Here is a 16236-nt window from a genome sequence, read left to right on the forward strand (position 1 = left end):
GCAGTCACCGGGCCGATTCCGGGGATCGTGCATAGCCGGCGCAGCTCCTCGTCCGTCTTCGAAGCTGCTTCCAGGTCGGCTGCGAGCTTCTCGATCACCTCGGTGAGGTTCCCGATCTGCTCGAGGTAGACCGCGCCCATCTCACGGACCGGATCGGGTAGGTCCGTGGCCTCGGCCTCCATGGCATTCTCCAGAACCTTCAGGCTGGCCGGACCCTTCGGGGCCACAAGGCCGAACTCGGCAAGGTGCCCCCTGAGGGCGTTGATGAGCTGCGTACGCTGTCGGACGAGGCACTGGTGCGTTCGGAAGGCGACCGCGCCAGCCTGCGTATCAGCGCTCTTCACCGCCACGAAGCGCATGGTCGGGCGCAGCGCCGCTTCCGCGATGGCCTCCGCGTCCGCGCGATCATTCTTTTGCCGCTTTACAAACGGCTTCACGTAAGCAGCCGGGACCAGACGGACCTCGTGCCCGTACGCCTGCGCCAGCCGCCCCCAATGATGCGACGTCGCGCATGCTTCCATCGCCACCACGCAGGTCGGTTGCTCGGCGAGCAACGCCGCCAGCCGTGTTCGCGACATCGCCCTGTTGGACAGAACCGCCCCGTCCTGCCCAACAGCACAGACCTGGAAGCTTCCCTTCGCTAGGTTGATCGCCAGCATGCTGATCTTCGTCTTCATCGGTGCACCCTCTGCCTGGTTCCATAGAACCGTCATGGCATACGTGACGCCCTCCGGCTCCAGGGGCGGGGAATCCACCGCATCAGTTCACCATGAGCCCGGACGGACAAATCGCTCATCCGCTTGAGAAACCGCAATCAGAGAACCGGTGCAGAAACGCCCTCCGGGCAAGGCGGGGAGGTTGACACCGACTCTCCGCAGAAGCCAAAAATCCCCCTCGGAGATGTCGAACTTCGGTGCTAAGGTTAGGCGGCGCCCGCATAGCTCAGGTGGTAGAGCGACTGCCTTGTAAGCAGTGGGTCGGGAGTTCGAGTCTCTCTGCGGGCACCATTCAAGCAGCTTAGGAGCGTCTGAAAAACCCCGCTCTATGATCGGCTTGGGGTAGACTGGGCGGGACCACGAAGGAGGCCCCCGATTCCCAAGCAGCCCGCCTTTCCCGGCCTCCGCCGCGCGATGAAGAAGAAGCAGACGCGGCGGGAGAAGTTCCTCGCGGAGATGGAGGCGGTGGTACCCTGGACCCGCCTTCTCGCGCTGATCACGCCGCACTACCCGAAGGCGGGGCCGAAGGGCGGGCGCCCGCCGATGCCGCTGGAGACGATGCTGCGGGTGTACTTTCTCCAGCAATGGTACGCGCTCAGCGACCCGATGGCGGAGGAGATGCTCTACGACAGCGACGCCATGCGGCACTTCGCGGGCATCGAGTTGGGCGACGACCGGATCCCGGACGGTCCGAAGGGACCGTGGCGCCAGTGGCGCCGCGTAAGCCCGGAGGACGCGATCCTCAACTTCCGCCACCTGATGGAGAAGCATCGGCTGACCGAGACGCTGTTCGCGGAGGTGAACCGCCACCTCGCCGAGCAGGGGATCACGCTGCGCTCGGGGACGCTGGTGGACGCGACTATCATCGACGGTGAGCGATGGAACGCCACTGATGGGGTGGACGGCTCCCTCTCGCGGCATCGCGATGTGCCACATTGGGTGCCGTTTCAGACCCATCGAGGGAGCCGTCCATGCAACAGCCTACCACCATCGGGATCGATCTGGCCAAGAACCGAATTCAGCTGCACGGCGTCGACGCGGCCGGCGCGGCGGTCGTGAAGCGGAAGCTCCGTCGCGGTCAGGTCCTGGCGTTTTTCGAACGCTAGGAGCCCTGTCTTGTCGGCATGGAGGCCTGCGCCGGGGCACATTTCTGGGCACGCGAGCTTCAGGCCCTCGGGCACGAGGTCCGGATCATGCCGCCCTCCTACGTGAAACCGTATGTGAAGCGGGGGAAGACCGATGCCGCAGATGCCGAGGCTATTTGCGAGGCGGTCACGCGGCCTACGATGCGCTTCGTGCCGGTGAAATCGGCGGAGCGCCAGGCAGCGCTGCTGGACCACAAGACGCGGGATTTTCTCGTCCGCCAGCGCACCCAGTTGGTGAACACGATCCGGGCGCACCTGTCCGAGTTCGGCATCGTCGTGGCGAAAGGCATCCACAACGTCGAGCGGTTGCTGGAGGCAGCGACCGAACTGCCCGCCGCCGCGCGGCCGGCCGTCGATCTGCTTGCCGACCAGCTGCGCGAGACGCAGGAGAAGATCGAGAGGGTCACCGACCTCATCGAGGCGGCCCAGAGGACCGATCAGCTCGCCCGACGTCTGGCGACGATCCCGGGTGTCGGCGCCATCACGGCAAGCGCGATCGCGGCCACGACACCTGCGGTCGATAACTTCCGCTCGGCCCGCGACTATGCCGCCTGGCTCGGCCTCATCCCGCAACCCCATTCCAGCGGCGGCAAGGAGCGGTTGGGACGGATCTCGAAAGCCGGCAACCGGTACCTCCGGCGGCTCCTGTACCTCGGGGCCATGGCGCAGATCAGCGCGCGGCGGTGCCGACGACCGGGCGACGACTGGCTCTGGCGCATGCTGGAGAAAAAGCCCGTGAAGGTCGTCGCGCCGCCAATGCTGCTCGAACCATTGGCGCGATCATTGGCGGCCGCTGGCGAACCGCATGGCACGCGTCGTCTGGGCGCTGATCCGAAGCGGCGAGAGTTACCGGGTCAACCCGGCATGACAGGACACGCCGGTCGTTTTCGGCCGGCACCGAGACGGTGAGGCGCGACGTGAGGTGATGCCGAACAGACGGCGACACGGCAATCGGGACACCCAGTTCGGACCGGAGCACCCTCCAGTGCGTGCCATTGATTTGGACCCGAGCGCCGGCGGACTTCATCAGGGCGCGCAGCCCGAGCGCTGCAAGTCACACGCCGGATACATGGCCGCGACCGACCAACTGCCTGAACCAAATCGAGCCCTTGCCCCGCGGGAGCCGTCCATACATGGTCCGAGAGACATCGCGAACGCGTCGACGAAGAACGAAGCCAGGGCCCGCGACCCCGAGATGTCGTCGACGAAGAAGGGCGATACCTGGTATTTCGGCAGTGAGGAGGATCAGAAAGGGCGCCAGTGGCGCGTTTTCCCGGCGAACGCGCATGTCGGCGTGGACGCTGACAGCGGCATCGTGCACAGCCTCGAGACGACGACCGCGAAGGTGCACGACAGCCAGGTCCGGGACGCGCTCCCGCACGGCGCGGAGAGGTCGGTCTGGGCCGACAAGGGCTATGTCAGCGCCACGCGGGAGGCCGCGTTCTCCGGCCCCGGCAAGTTCTGGGGCGTCATGAGGAAGGCGCCGAAGGGCGGCGCGCTGCACCCCGTCGACGAGGACATCAACCGGATCATCGCCATGGTGCGGGCGCGGGTCGAACATCCCTTCCGGGTGCTCAAGCGGCAGTTCGGGTATCTCAAGACGCGCTACCGCGGCCTCGCGAAGAACCGGGCACAACTCTTCACGCTGTTCGCCCTCGGCAACCTGTTCTTCGTCCGACGGAGGCTGCTCGCATGAGGCGGAGTCTGCCCGCGGACGACAATCCCGGCCATTCCGGCCGGCAGATACGCCGAAAGCGCCCGTCTCACCGGGTGAAACGCCCTTGCCAGACCCTCCAAAGCCCCGAAATCGGCGAAGCCGAAGCGGTAGTTCAGACGATCCACCTGCAGTGCCCGCGACGAGCCCGGCGATCTCGCCGTCCGGCATCAGGTGCGCCGAGGCGGGCCTGCGGAGCCGCGGACCGCCGCATCGCGCGTCCTGGTCACGGCGGCGGGATCATCGCGGCGACGGGCGTTCCCGGTCGCCTTCCGCAAGCCGGTCCAAGACACGGCCCCCTTCTCCCCGGGCGATCGCGCGCTCCAGCCAGCCGGCCTCCATCTCCGGGACCGAGGACAGCAGCAATTCGGTGTATTCGGGATGGGGCGGGGCGAAGATCTCTTCCTTCAGGCCCTGCTCCACCACGCGCCCCTGCAGCATCACGACGACCTCGTCGGCGATGGCCTCGACCGTGGCGATGTCATGGGTGATGAAGATGTAGGACAGCCCGTGATCCTTCTGCAGCCGCATCAGCAGCTTCAGGATTCCCTCCTGAACGATCTGGTCGAGCGCGCTGGTCACCTCGTCGCAGATGATCACCTCGGGCTCGGCCGCCAGCGCGCGGGCGATGCAGATGCGCTGCTTCTGCCCGCCCGACAGCTCGCCGGGCAGCCGGTCGGCGAAGGAGCCGTCGAGCTCGATCTGCTCCAGCAGGCGCTCCACCCGCCGCTCCACCTCGCGGCCGCGCAGCCCATGGTAGAACGCGATCGGCCGGCCGATGATCTCGCGTACCGTCTGGCGCGGGTTCATCGCGGTGTCGGCCATCTGGTAGATCATCTGGATGCGGCGCTTCTGTTCCTTCGTGCGGCCCTTGAGATCGGCGGGCAGCGCCACGCCGTCGAAGCGCACCTCGCCGCGGCGCGGCGGCAGGAGGCCGGTGACGACACGCGCCGCGGTCGACTTGCCCGAGCCCGACTCGCCCACGAGCGCCACGGTCTTGCCCCGCGGCAGACCGATCGAGATGTTGTGCAGCACGTCCACCGTGCCGTAGGCCGCTGTCACGCGGTCGATCTCGAGCACGCGGTCGGCGCTCGTCTCGCCCGGTTTCCGGATCGAGCGGACGGCCCAGAGCGACCGCGTGTAAGGGTGCCTGGGATTCGACAGCATCTCGCCGGTCGGCGCCTCCTCCACCTCCTCGCCGTAGCGCAGCACCTTGATGCGGTCGGCCATCTGCGCCACCACGGCGAGGTCGTGGGTGATGTAGATGGCGGCGGTGTCGAACTCCTTCACCGCCTTGCGGATCGCCGCGAGCACATTGACCTGCGTGGTCACGTCGAGCGCGGTGGTCGGCTCGTCGAAGATGATCAGGTCGGGGCGCGAGGCCATCGCCATCGCCGTCATCGCCCGTTGCAGCTGCCCGCCGGAGACCTGGTGCGGGAAGCGGTCGCCGATGGTGTCGGGGTCGGGCAGGTCCATCGCGGCGTAGAGGGCGCGCGCGTCCCGCTCGGCCTCCTCGCGCGACCGCAGACCGTGGCGCACGGTCGCCTCCAAGGTCTGGTCGAGCAGCGTGTGAGCCGGGTTGAAGGCCGCCGCGGCGGACTGCGCCACATAGGCGATGCGCGAGCCGCGCAGGCGCTGCTTCTGCCGCTCCGAGGCGCGCATCAGGTCGATCCCGTCGAAGACGATCTCGCCGCCCGAGATGCGGCAGCCCGGCCGGGCGAATCCCATCGCGGCGAGGCCCAGCGTCGACTTGCCGGCGCCGGACTCGCCGATCAGCCCCATCACCTCGCCCTTGTGCAGCGTCAGGTCGACGCCCTTGATGATCTCGTGCCAGCGCTCGTCGGCGAAGCCGTCGATGCGCACCCCGCGCATCGCCAGCAGCAGCTCGGCCCGGTTCCCTTCAGTGCTCATCGCGCAGTCCGCTCGTCTTCATCAGGAACCAGTCGACCACGAAATTCACGGCGATGGTCAGGATCGCGATCGCTGCCGCCGGCAGGAGCGGCGTGATGCCCGCCTTTATGTCGAACTGCGCGAACTGGATCAGCGAGGCGTTCTCGCGCACCATCGAGCCCCAGTCGGCGGTGGGGGGCTGGATGCCCACCCCGAGGAACGACAGCGCCGCGATGGTCAGGAACACGAAGCAGAAGCGCAGGCCGAACTCGGCCACGAGCGGCGGCATGATGTTGGGCAGGATCTCGCGCCGCATGATCCAGCCCAGCCCCTCGCCCCGCAGCCGCGCTGCCTCGACATAGTCCATCACCACCACGTTCATCGCCACCGCGCGGGCCAGGCGGAAGACACGGGTCGAGTCCAGCACCGCGATGATCACGATGAGCGACAGCGTGGTCGAGCCGTAGATCGACAGCAGCATCAGCGCGAAGATCAGCGACGGGATCGAGATCAGCACGTCCACCGCCCGGCTCAGCACCTGGTCGACCCAGCCGCGCGAGATCGCCGCCAGCAGCGCGAGGCTGCCGCCGATCAGGAAGGCCAGCAGCGTCGTCGCCAGCGCGATGCCGATGGTGTTGCGCGCGCCGTAGATCAGCCGCGAGAGGATGTCGCGCCCGATCTGGTCGGTGCCGAAGACATGGGCGGCCGACCACGGCTCGTAGGCGCCGAACTGCGCGTCGGCTTCGCCATAGGGCGCCAGCCACGGCGCGAAGATCGCCACGAAGATGTAGGCGAGGATGATGACGAGCCCCAGCCACGCCGTGAACGGCGCCTTCTTCAACTCGATCCACGCGCGCTCGCGCCAGCTCCGGCGCATCCGGACGGCGCCGACCTCGGCGGCGGCGGAATATCCCTCGCTCTCGCTCATCGCGGGTGCAGCAGCCTCGGGTTGGTGACGATCGAGATGATGTCGGCCAGCAGGTTGAGCAGGATGTAGGTCGCCGCGAAGATCAGCGCGCAGGCCTGCACCACGGGGATGTCGCGCGTGGTCACCGCGTCGACCATCAGTTGGCCGATGCCGGGATAGACGAACACCACCTCCACCACCACGACGCCCACGATCAGGTAGGCGAGGTTGAAGGCGATCACGTTGACGATGGGCGCCCAGGCGTTGGGCAGGGCGTGGAACAGGATCACCCGTGTCGCCGACAGCCCCTTGAGCCGGGCCATCTCGATATAGGGAGAGGCGAGCAGGTTGATGATCGCGGCGCGCGTCATGCGCATCATGTGCGCCACGATCACCAGCGTCAGCGTCAGCGCCGGCAGGGCGCAGCGATAGAGCCGCTCCCAGAAGGGGGTCTCGGCGCTGACATTGGCCAGCGAGGGAAACACCGGGTAGAGCGAGCCGAGGAACAGGATCAGGACGTAGGCCACGAAGAACTCGGGCATCGAGATGGTCGAGAGGGTCGTGGCGTTCACCGCCCGGTCGTAGAGCGAGCCGCGCCAGAGCGCCGCCGTGATGCCCAGGGCCAGCGCCAGCGGCACCGCGATCACCGCCGTTATGCCCGCAAGGAACAGCGTGTTGGCCAGCCGCGGCGCGATCAGGTCGACCACCTCGCGCGAGCGATCCACCCCGCTCGAGGCGCGGCCGGAGAACGACGTTCCGAAATCGCCCTGAACCACGCCACCGACCCACTGGACGTAGCGGATGTAGGCGGGCTGATCGAGACCCAGCTCGCGCCGGAAGGCCGCGACCGTCTCTTCGGTCGCGGCCTGGCCCAGCACGGCCTGCGTGAAGTCTCCCGGCAGCATCTCGATCGCCATGAAGATGATGACCGAGACGAAAAAGAGCGTCATGAGCCCCAGCGCGAGACGCTGAAGCACGATGGAGACGACAGGATGCACCCGTGCGCCCCTCCCCTGTCCTGGTGCGATGTCGCTTTTGTCGCACGCCTGTTATGCGTCGAGATCAGACCCTAGGCCAGCGCGGTTGCGCTTGTAAACGCTTGTTCATCGAAGCCTCGCTGGGCGACGCGCCGAAATCGTTGCCTCGCGGCTCGCCTCTTGGCATGTTCGCCGCGCATGACGCGGCGCGGCGACCCCTGCCGCCCGCACTGGTCGAAAAACGACATCACCGGCTTCGAACCGGGCAGCACAGGGAAAACGAACATGACCGATCGCAAGACCCGCTACATCGCCGAGCAGGAGGCCGCCTACGCGCAGGGCCGCCTCTCGCGCCGCGGCTTCATCACCGCCCTCGCCGCTGCCGGCGTCGCGATTCCCGCCGCCATGTCGATGGCCACCCGCGTCGAGGCCGCCACGCCGAGCCGCGGCGGCTCGTTCAAGATCGGGATGGCGCACGGCTCGACCACCGACAGCCTCGACCCCTCGACCTACGAGAACGGTTTCACCACTCACATGGGCTATCTCTGGGGCAACTGCCTGACCGAGGTGGGCCCCGACAACGTGCTGCGCCCCGAGCTGGCCGAAAGCTACGAGCCGCTCGACGGCGGGCGGTCATGGGTGTTCCGGCTGCGCCCCGGCGTCGAGTTCCACAACGGCAAGACCCTCACGGCCGACGACGTGATCGCCTCGATCAACTACCACCGCGGCGAGGATTCCAAGTCGGCCGCGAAGAGCGTGGTCGCGCCGATCACCGAGATCCGCAAGGACGGCGACCTGACCGTGATCTTCGATCTCGAGAGCCCCAACGCCGACTTCCCGTTCCTGATCTCCGACTACCACCTGCTCATCATGCCCTCCGAGAACGGCGAGGTGGACCCGACGAGCGGCATCGGTACCGGCGGCTACGCGATCGAGAGCTTCGAGCCGGGCGTGCGCGTGCTGGCCAGCCGCAACCCCAACTACTGGAAGGAGGGCGCCGCCTGGTTCGACGATGTCGAGGTGCTGTCGATCATCGACGTGACCGCCCGCCAGAACGCCCTGCTCAACGGCGAGGTGCACCTGATTGACCGGGTCGACCCCAAGACCGTGCAGCTCTTCAGCCGGGCGCCGGGCGTTGAGATCCTCGATCTGGTGGGCTACCTCCACTACACGTTCCCGATGCGGCTCGACACCGCGCCCTTCGGCGATTTCGACCTGCGCATGGCGCTCAAGCTCGCCGTCAACAAGCAGGAGCTGGTCGACAAGATCCTGCTGGGCTATGGCACCATCGGCAACGATCACCCGATCTCGCCCATCGTGCCCTTCGCGGCCAACGATCTGCCCCAGCGCGATTACGACCCCGATCAGGCGCGCTTCCACTACGAGAAGTCGGGCCATTCGGGGCCGATCCAGCTCTCGGCCTCCGACGCGGCCTTCGCCGGCGCGGTCGACGCGGCGCAGTTGATTCAGGCCTCGGCCGCCGTCGCCGGCATCGAGATCGAGGTCGTGCGCGAGCCGAGCGACGGCTACTGGTCGAACGTCTGGAACAAGAAGGGCTGGTGCGCCTGCTACTGGAGCGGCCGACCGACCGCCGACTGGATGTTCGCCTCGGCCTATGTCGAGGGGAGCGAGTGGAACGACACCGCCTGGCGCGACACCGAGGCGGCCGATCGCTTCAACGACATCGTGGTCGAGGCCCGCGCAGAGCTCGACGAGAGCAAGCGCGCCGAGATGTATTTCGAGGCGCAGAAGCTCATCCACGAGGACGGCGGCGCGATCGTGCCGATGTTCGCCAATTACGTCATGGGCAAGGGCCCCGACGTGACGCATGGCGAGAACGTCGCCTCCAACTGGGAGAACGACGGCAACAAGGCCTCCGAACGCTGGTGGATGGCATCCTGACGTCGCCCTGCGGGGCAGGCGGGTGATCGGTCGGACGCCACGCCCGGGGGGTGCCCCGGGCGTGGCGTCCGCGCGTCGACGGCATCCGCGAGCAGGGCGAAAATGCCGGCGATCGAGCCGACGTGGGCGTTGTGGATGACCCAGAGCAGACTGCCGGTGAAGAACCCGCCACGCGCGGCAAGGCCCTCGAGATGGAAGACCGCGAGGATGCCGGCAAGGACGGCCGCCAGAGGGAGCAGGTCCCAGGCGCTGGTCCAGCCGATCGCGGTCGCGGCGACGTAGAAGCGCGGGAAGGCGAGGGCCAGCCTGGCGGACCGGAACCTGATACCGCAGGAGTTGCGCAGCGCCGTCACCAGGTTCACGCCCGGGGCGGGCGGCTGTCCTCGACCACGAGGCCGCCGTCGATGATCAGCTGCGTCAGCGCCCGCCCCGTCTCGGCGAGCGCGAGCTGCCTCAGCGGCGCGAACGCGATCGACCGCGCCGCTGCGCGAGGCGCTCGAGGCGCTGGCGGTAGAGGGGCTGGTCCTGGTCCAGCCCAACCACGGGGCGACGGTCGCACCGCTGGATCCGGTACGGCTGCGCGACGTGTTCGAGGCGAAGGGCGCCATCGAGCACGTCATCGGTCTGAACGCGGCGCTGCGCGCCTCCGACGCCGATATTGCCGATCTGCAGCGCCTGCATGAGCGTCTCGTGGCCGCCGAGGCGGCCGAGGCCCCGCAAGGCTATGCCGAGCTGAACGAGGCGTTCCACCTCAGGCTCGCCGAGCTTGCCGGCAATGCCGGGTTGCCGAAGGTGTACACGCGGCTTCAGCAGAACATCCCCCGCGCGCGCCACCGCATCAACGACGATCCGGCCCGCGTACGCGCCTCGCTGGCCGAACATGAAGGGATCATGGCGGCGATGGCCGCACGCGCCCGCCTGGACCTCGCCGAACGGCTCGTCACCCACAACGAGGCAACTGCGGCGGCAATCACCGCCAAGATCGGCGTGCAGCGCGGGGCTCCGTGAGCGGCTTCGGCACATTTGCCATCCTCTCCGGCCCACGCCCAAGGGAAGGCAAGAGCGCCACGCGCCGCGATGCCTGTACGTCGAGGGGAACCATCACAGCCAGGCCATCATCGCGCTCGCACGCCGCCGCGTCACCGTTCTCCCTGCCATGCTCCGCAGCCGGGAAGCCGTCGACCCCCAGAGAAAAGCCGCGACCAGCGCATTGCTCAGCGAGGCGCCGGCGCTTCCAGGGCCGGCGCAGTATCTGGCCGCGTCCGCCCCTCTTCGTGACCGTGCAGCAGAAAGTGCTCGTAGCCCGAGGCGAAGTGCCCGCCAGCCACGGCCGCGGCCACGTCGGGGTAGGCCGCGAGGTAGGCGCGCTCGTCGAAGAAGGGATGCGGCGCGATCGGCACCCGCACGTCGCGCAGGATCGCGCGCAGATCGTCTAGCGTCGCCCCGGTGCCGAGGGCACGGGCCACCTGCGCGGCGGCCGCGCCGCGCTCGGCGGCGCGAGACAGAAGCCCGTTCATGGCCCAGAGCCGGTCGATCTCGTCGGTGGCGCGGCGCGTCTGCTCGGCGTCGGGCGGCGGCGGGGCCGCGGCCTCGGCCAGCCGTGCCTCGATCCGCTCGAGCCGGGTGCGCATGTCGGTGGCGTAATAGCCCGCGATGGCGCTCGCGGCGACGGGGTCGGCCCGGCCGCGCCGCCGCATGAACATGTTGCGCATGACCGAGGCGAACTCGAGGTGCTTGGCCTGCCCGCCTGTCACCGAATTGGCGTAGAGCGCGAGCTTCGACGAATCGCCGTGGTCGCGGTGGTGGTAGAAGGCGAGCCGCTCCGGCAGCACGGCGATGTCGGAGGTCAGCGCGAACTCGAGGTTGAAATACCAGTCGCCCAGCACCGGAAGCTCCTCGTTGTAGCCGCCGATCCTGTCGTAGACGGAGCGCCGGTAGAGAAAGGCGATGGGCGGGAAGAGGTTCTGCGCGAGGAGCTCGGCGAGCTGGATGTTGCGTACCCACTCCAGGTACGGGCGGCGGTCGTGCTCGATGACCGCGTCGCCGCGGATCTCTTCGCTGACGTGGTCGGAGCCCGTGACGACGCCGCCGTAGCGCCCCCCGCCCGGCCCCTCGAGGAAGCCCACGGTGCGGGCGAGGAAGTCGGGGTGGAGCGTGTCGTCGTCGTCGTGAATCAGCAGGTAGCGGCCCGTGGCATGGGCGATGCCTTCGTTCGAGGCGGCCTCCATCCCGAGGCTGTGCGCATTCGAGACCAGGCGGATGCGGCGCCGGTCCACCGGGCAGGCGGCCAGCACCTCGCGCACCAGAGCCTCGTCGCCGCCGTCGTTGACCACGATCCATTCGACCGCGGCATGGCTCTGGGCTGCCACGCTCCGGGCCGCGCGGGCCAGCAGGAGGGGCCGGTTCTTGGTGCGGGTGATGATCGAGACGAGGGCGCCCTCGCCCGGGGCGAGCGCGGGCGCGGCGGCCGCCTCGGGGTCGAAATAGGCGGAGCTGTCGGCCATCCCGCTGGCCTGCAGCTGCATCTCGCGGGCAAAGACGCCCTGGTATTCTAGCGCGATCTGGCCCTGCGGCCAGAGCGAGCGGGCGATGCGGGCGTGCGGGTGGTCCGCCCCGGCTGCGACGTCGACCGCGTCGGGCGGCACGCGCCCGTCAGCCGGCAGGGCCCCCGACGCAGACCCGGTCGCACCAGGCTCGACCAGCACCGGGACGACGAGGCTCTTGCCGAAATCCGCCGAGCGTGGCTTGCCGGCGAGCGCCAGCGCCTCCTCCCGGCTTGGATGAACGATCAGCCGGGCGAGGCGTGGCAGCGCGGCGCGGGCGGCGGCCATGACCGCGGCGGGCGGATCGCCCGCGCGGGCCTCGATCCACGCCTCGGCGGCGAGGAAGAGAGCGTCGTGCAGGGGCGAGACGGTCTCGTGCGCGCAGGCCGCGATCTGGGCGCGGGCGCTGGCGTCGCAGGGGCCGCCCGGCACCTCCTCGATCGAGGGGCCGTTCGGTTCGAGCAGCGACTCGATCAGGTGGCGGTGCAGCGCCAGAGCCGTCTCAGGCCGGTCAGGGTCGTAGGCCTCGGCCTCGAACATCAGGCCGATCACGCGGTCGGCGATGGCCGGGTCGTGCGCCCCGCTCAGGATGCGCCCGAAATAGAGGCCGTGGAACTCCGTCTCGGGAAAGGCGCGGGCGAGCAGGCTCTGCGCGCTGCCCTGCCAGCCGCTGTCGATCAGCACGGCGCGCCGCGCGCCCCCTACCGCGCTGGCCAGCGCCACGTCGAAGGCGTCGCCCGTTTCGGCAAAATACGCGGTCAGGGCGCGCGCTGCCGGGCCGCCGGCCTCGAGCCACGTCTGGAACGTGTGCCCGGGTGCGTCGAGTTCCGCCGCCGAAAGGTCGAGAGCGTCCAGCCTGTCGGGCGCGTTCCGCAGCAGGCCTGCCACGGCCTCGCGGAGCGGCCGGTGGTGGAACTCGCGCGCTATCAGGGCGGCGGCGGTCTCCGGTACGCGGGCGTACAGAGCCTTGCACAGCGCGACCCGCGAGCACCAGAGCGTGGCGTGACGGTCGCCGAGGGCGCGGCCGCGCCCGGCCAGATACCCGTCGAACAGGCGGCGGATGCGCACCCCCGCCCGCGCGCAGTACAGAAAGGCGGTATCGCCGTCGTCGAAATAGGCGACGTGCTGCTCCAGCGCGAGCAGCCAGCGGTGCAGGACCGGGCCGATCGCCGTCTCGACAAGGGTTTGCACCAGCGCGGGTGTGCTTTCACCCCCTCCTCCGTCTGGCTCCGCCACGCCGCGACCGGCCGGGCGCGGAGAGGGAGGGGGGGCGTGGGCCGTGTCGGGTCTTTCCGTCGTCTGCATCGGGGGCTCGGTCCGGCGAGGGGGGCGGTCGGTCATCGGGGCAGGGCGATGTCGAGGGCGATCGCGTGCGCCTCGTCGAGGGCGCGGGCGCTGGCGATGTGGCAGGTGCGGCGGGCGACGAGCTCTGCGCGCGAGAGCGGCAGATGCAGCGCCGCCCATCCCCGGCGGGCCGGTTGGGCGAAATCGCCCTGCATGCTGTCGCCGGCATGGACGAAGGCGGTGGGCGGCAGGCCCAGCGCCGCCTCGACCAGCGGGAAGATCAAGCCCGAGGCCTTCGAGACGCGGGTATCGGCGCTCGAGAACAGGCGATCGTAGCGGTCGGGGGCGATTCCATGGCGCGCGAGCAGATCTGCGACGTGCTCGGCATGCATGTACATGTCGGTGATCAGCACGACCTTCCGCCCTGCCTCGCGCATCCGGTCGATCTGCGCGAGAAGCGCGGGGTTGGGCGAAAGCCGGCCCTCTTCCACGTCGAGTTCGGCGGCGACGAACGCCTCGGTGAGCCGATCGTCGCCGGCAAGCAGACGGCTGGCCGTGCGGTGCAGCTCCGTCAGCGAGCCCTCGCGGCAGCCCTGCGCCGTGGGTGCGGCGCGATAGGTCGCCCTCGTGCCGAGGTGGCGGGCGACGAGGGCGTCGACGGTGCGCACCTCGCGCCCCAGCCGATCGGCGGCGACGTGCGCCATGCGATCCGCGATCTCGTGAAAGCGCGTGAGCTCCGACGAGCCATCGCGCAGCAGCAGCGTGTCGAACACGTCGAGCGAGAGCACCTGGCGACCGCGGCAGAGCGTCTCGAGCCGGTCGCCAAGGCGTGCGGCGAAGCCCCGGTCGGCGAAGAGGGCGACGCGATCTGCGGCCTCGGTCAGCTCGGTCTCGAGGGCGTCAAGGCGATGGAGCGTGCCGCGGCGCCCCGCGGGCGCGCCGCGCACCGGTGCGCCGGCTGCGGCGGCGGCGCACTCAGGCCCCCGGTCGCCGGCATCCCCCGCCGCGGGGGCAGGCGCCCCGGCAGCGGCGTCGTGGGTGGTGCCATCATGGGGCGGGGCGGCGGATGCCGGCGCGGCGGCGCCGGCGCCCGGTGCAGGGAGGTCTGGCGCAGCGCCCTCGGCTGCCGGCGGGCGAGCGTCGCTGCCGGTGGTGCCGGCAGCGATTTCGGCTTCGGCCTCGGCCTCAGGGCCGCTGGCGGTGCAGGCGTTCTGCGTTTCCGGCCCCGTATCGCCCCCGCGCCGCCTGGCTGCCCTGGCCTTGCGCGCGGCCCGCGTCCGGGCATGCCGGTCGATCTTCGTGTCGCTCAGCGCGGTCATCCTGCGCGCCCCTTTCCCTCTGAGCCGGGCCCGTTCTGGCCACGGCCGAGGGCGTCCCACATCGAGCCTAACTTTCGGTGAACGCCAGCTGCGTCTGGCCGCGCCCGCTCCGGCCCGCTAGCTCTGGCTGGGGCAGGCGCCGCCTGGGGCAGCCGACGGATCGAGGGGGAGTGGCGCATGGCACGACCGGCGCGGATCGGGGTGACGGGGATGGGAACGATGGGTGCGGCCCTCTCGCTCAACATCGCCGAGACAGGGGTGGACGTGGCGCTGCACAACCGCACCGCGACCCGCGCACACGAGGTCGCTTCAGGGGCCGGCGCGCTGGCGGCCCGGCTTCACCCGACCGACACGCTCGAGGCGTTCGTGGCCGCGCTGGACACGCCGCGCGTCGTCGTGATGATGGTGCCCGCGGGCGCTGCGGTGCGCGCCACCGTGGCCGCGCTCAGACCGCTTCTGGCGGCCGGCGACATCCTGGTCGACGCGGGCAATGCCGATTTCCGCGACACGCAGGCAGCCGTCGCGTCGCTGGAGGGCAGCGGCATCGCCTATCTCGGCCTCGGCGTCTCGGGTGGCGAAGAGGGCGCGCGCCATGGCCCCTCGCTGATGGCGGGCGGCGACCGCGCCGCGTGGGAACAGGTGCGCGACGTCTTCGAGGCGATCGCGGCGCGGCACCGGGGCGATCCCTGCGCGGCCTGGCTCGGCCCCGACGGCGCGGGGCATTTCGTCAAGACGGTCCACAACGGCATCGAATACGCCGACATGGAGCTCATCGCCGAGGTCTACGGGCTGATGCGCCACGGGCAAGGGCGCGCGCCGGCGGAGATCGGGGGGGTCTTCGCCCGGTGGAACGGCGGCCCGTTGCAGAGCTATCTCGTGGAGGTCACGGCAGAGGTGCTTCGGGCGACCGACCCGGCCACGGGGGCGCCCGCCGTCGACATGATCGTGGATTCGGCCGGGCAGAAGGGGACGGGGCGGTGGACGGCGATCGAGGCTCTGCGGCTGGGCCGTCCCGCCTCGACGGTCGAGGCGGCGGTGGGCGCGCGGGCCTGGTCTTCGCTGCGGTCGGCACGGGCCGCGGGCGCGGCGGCGCTTCCGGCGGCGGACGTGCCTGCGCCGGCCCTCGACGACGCCACGCTTGCGGAGGCGCTGCTTGCGGCGCGCATCGTCGCCTACGGCCAGGGGGTCTCGATCCTCGAAGGGGCCTCCGCCGAGCATGGCTGGGGCACCGACCTTGCCCGCGTGGCCGAGATCTGGCGGGCGGGCTGCATCATCCGCTCGGCGCTGCTCGACGACATCGCGCGGGCGCTGCGCGAGGGGCTGCCCGAGGGCCAGCTGCACCTCGCCCCCGCCTTCGCGGAGGCGATGGCACGGGGGCTGCCCGCGCTGCGGCGCGTGGTGGCCGAGGCGGCCCTGGCAGGGCTGCCGGTGCCCGGCTTCTCGGCCGCGCTCGCCGTCGCCGAGACGATGCGGCGGGCGCGCACGACGGCCGACCTGATCCAGGCGCAGCGCGACTATTTCGGCCGCCACGGCTTCGAGCGGGTCGATGCGGACGGCCGCCACCACGGACCGTGGGCGGGGTAGCCGCGGGGGCGGGCGGCTCGCACCGAAGGAAACGGGGCGCTCCCGCCTCCGCTCGGGGCCGTGCGCCCCCTCGCTCCGTTGGGCCCGGCGCCGCGCGGGGCGCGCGGCGCGGCGGTGCTCCGCTCCACGCCCGGGCAGGTCGGCCGGCGGTGCGGCCTCGGACGAGCCGGGGCGACTGCGCGATCCGCGTCGGCCCCTGCCGCGACGGCTGTTGCGCCTGCCGGGCGCTCCCCGCCGCGCCTGGTGTCGAGCCGT

The 16236-nt window shown here is 70.2% G+C and carries 11 protein-coding genes, 1 tRNA gene and 2 pseudogenes; 7 read left to right on the plus strand and 7 right to left on the minus strand.

Annotated features, from left to right (window positions below; translation table 11 throughout):
* On the minus strand, nt 1-677 hold a 677-nt coding region (locus tag DLJ49_RS14375; RefSeq protein WP_115394253.1), incomplete at its 3' end, for an IS110 family RNA-guided transposase.
* 254 nt (nt 678-931) lie between these two features.
* Between DLJ49_RS14375 and DLJ49_RS14380 the strand changes: the two genes are divergently transcribed.
* From DLJ49_RS14380 to DLJ49_RS14395, 4 genes and pseudogenes are all read left to right on the plus strand, one after another.
* Nucleotides 932-1007: transfer RNA gene (locus DLJ49_RS14380), tRNA-Thr, on the plus strand.
* 123 nt (nt 1008-1130) lie between these two features.
* A pseudogene (locus DLJ49_RS14385) lies at nt 1131-1595 on the plus strand (transposase); the annotation flags it as partial.
* A gap of 92 nt (nt 1596-1687) precedes the next feature.
* A pseudogene (locus tag DLJ49_RS14390) lies at nt 1688-2729 on the plus strand (IS110 family transposase).
* A 201-nt stretch (nt 2730-2930) separates the two neighbouring features.
* Nucleotides 2931-3557: an IS5 family transposase gene (locus DLJ49_RS14395; protein WP_233489043.1), complete on the plus strand. Its 627-nt coding sequence runs from the start codon at nt 2931-2933 to the stop codon at nt 3555-3557.
* 258 nt (nt 3558-3815) lie between these two features.
* On the opposite strand, the gene DLJ49_RS14400 is transcribed toward DLJ49_RS14395, so the two are convergent.
* From DLJ49_RS14400 to DLJ49_RS14410, 3 genes are read right to left on the minus strand one after another with little or no spacing between them, the layout of a single operon-like run.
* Nucleotides 3816-5486 (minus strand): ABC transporter ATP-binding protein, encoded by a 1671-nt coding sequence (locus DLJ49_RS14400; RefSeq protein WP_115394254.1) that lies wholly within the window; start codon nt 5484-5486, stop codon nt 3816-3818.
* Nucleotides 5476-6393: an ABC transporter permease gene (locus DLJ49_RS14405; protein ID WP_115394255.1), complete on the minus strand. Its 918-nt coding sequence runs from the start codon at nt 6391-6393 to the stop codon at nt 5476-5478. Before DLJ49_RS14405 ends, DLJ49_RS14400 begins: the two co-directional genes overlap by 11 nt.
* Nucleotides 6390-7370: an ABC transporter permease gene (locus DLJ49_RS14410; RefSeq protein ID WP_115394256.1), complete on the minus strand. Its 981-nt coding sequence runs from the start codon at nt 7368-7370 to the stop codon at nt 6390-6392. The genes DLJ49_RS14405 and DLJ49_RS14410 overlap by 4 nt, the downstream gene beginning before the upstream one ends.
* Before the next feature lie 264 nt (nt 7371-7634).
* Here DLJ49_RS14410 and DLJ49_RS14415 point away from each other — a divergent pair, with 264 nt between their 5' ends.
* Complete coding sequence (locus tag DLJ49_RS14415; RefSeq protein ID WP_115394334.1) at nt 7635-9251, plus strand: ABC transporter substrate-binding protein; 1617 nt, start codon at nt 7635-7637, stop codon at nt 9249-9251.
* Here DLJ49_RS14415 and DLJ49_RS21810 read toward each other — a convergent pair.
* Entirely contained in the window at nt 9146-9613 is a 468-nt protein-coding gene (locus DLJ49_RS21810; protein WP_158547475.1) for a YgjV family protein, read from the minus strand. The genes DLJ49_RS14415 and DLJ49_RS21810 overlap by 106 nt on opposite strands.
* A 223-nt stretch (nt 9614-9836) precedes the next feature.
* Here DLJ49_RS21810 and DLJ49_RS14425 point away from each other — a divergent pair, with 223 nt between their 5' ends.
* Nucleotides 9837-10259, plus strand: a complete 423-nt coding sequence (locus DLJ49_RS14425; RefSeq protein WP_158547476.1) for an FCD domain-containing protein — start codon at nt 9837-9839, stop codon at nt 10257-10259.
* Between the two features lie 206 nt (nt 10260-10465).
* Here DLJ49_RS14425 and DLJ49_RS14430 read toward each other — a convergent pair whose 3' ends face one another.
* Nucleotides 10466-12985 (minus strand): glycosyltransferase, encoded by a 2520-nt coding sequence (locus tag DLJ49_RS14430; RefSeq protein ID WP_115394258.1) that lies wholly within the window; start codon nt 12983-12985, stop codon nt 10466-10468.
* 146 nt (nt 12986-13131) lie between these two features.
* A complete protein-coding gene (locus tag DLJ49_RS21815) occupies nt 13132-14397 on the minus strand; it encodes a hypothetical protein (protein ID WP_115394259.1) in 1266 nt (421 codons plus the stop codon).
* Nucleotides 14398-14574: 177 nt separating this feature from the next.
* Between DLJ49_RS21815 and gndA the strand changes: the two genes are divergently transcribed.
* Nucleotides 14575-15981 (plus strand): NADP-dependent phosphogluconate dehydrogenase, encoded by a 1407-nt coding sequence (gene gndA, locus DLJ49_RS14440; RefSeq protein ID WP_115394260.1) that lies wholly within the window; start codon nt 14575-14577, stop codon nt 15979-15981.
* The last annotated feature ends 255 nt before the right edge of the window (nt 15982-16236 follow it).

It is taken from the genome of Rhodovulum sp. 12E13, from assembly GCF_003340565.1.
GTDB lineage: Bacteria > Pseudomonadota > Alphaproteobacteria > Rhodobacterales > Rhodobacteraceae > HLUCCA09.

What these genes read in the sequence shown, in the direction of transcription:
- DLJ49_RS14395 (WP_233489043.1), top strand. Translation starts at nt 2,931, where the DNA reads ATGGCCGCGACCGACCAACTGCCTGAACCAAATCGAGCCCTTGCCCCG.
- gndA (WP_115394260.1), top strand. Translation starts at nt 14,575, where the DNA reads ATGGCACGACCGGCGCGGATCGGGGTGACGGGGATGGGAACGATGGGT.
- DLJ49_RS14415 (WP_115394334.1), top strand. Translation starts at nt 7,635, where the DNA reads ATGACCGATCGCAAGACCCGCTACATCGCCGAGCAGGAGGCCGCCTAC.
- DLJ49_RS14400 (WP_115394254.1), bottom strand. Translation starts at nt 5,486, where the DNA reads ATGAGCACTGAAGGGAACCGGGCCGAGCTGCTGCTGGCGATGCGCGGG.
- DLJ49_RS14405 (WP_115394255.1), bottom strand. Translation starts at nt 6,393, where the DNA reads ATGAGCGAGAGCGAGGGATATTCCGCCGCCGCCGAGGTCGGCGCCGTC.
- DLJ49_RS21815 (WP_115394259.1), bottom strand. Translation starts at nt 14,397, where the DNA reads ATGACCGCGCTGAGCGACACGAAGATCGACCGGCATGCCCGGACGCGG.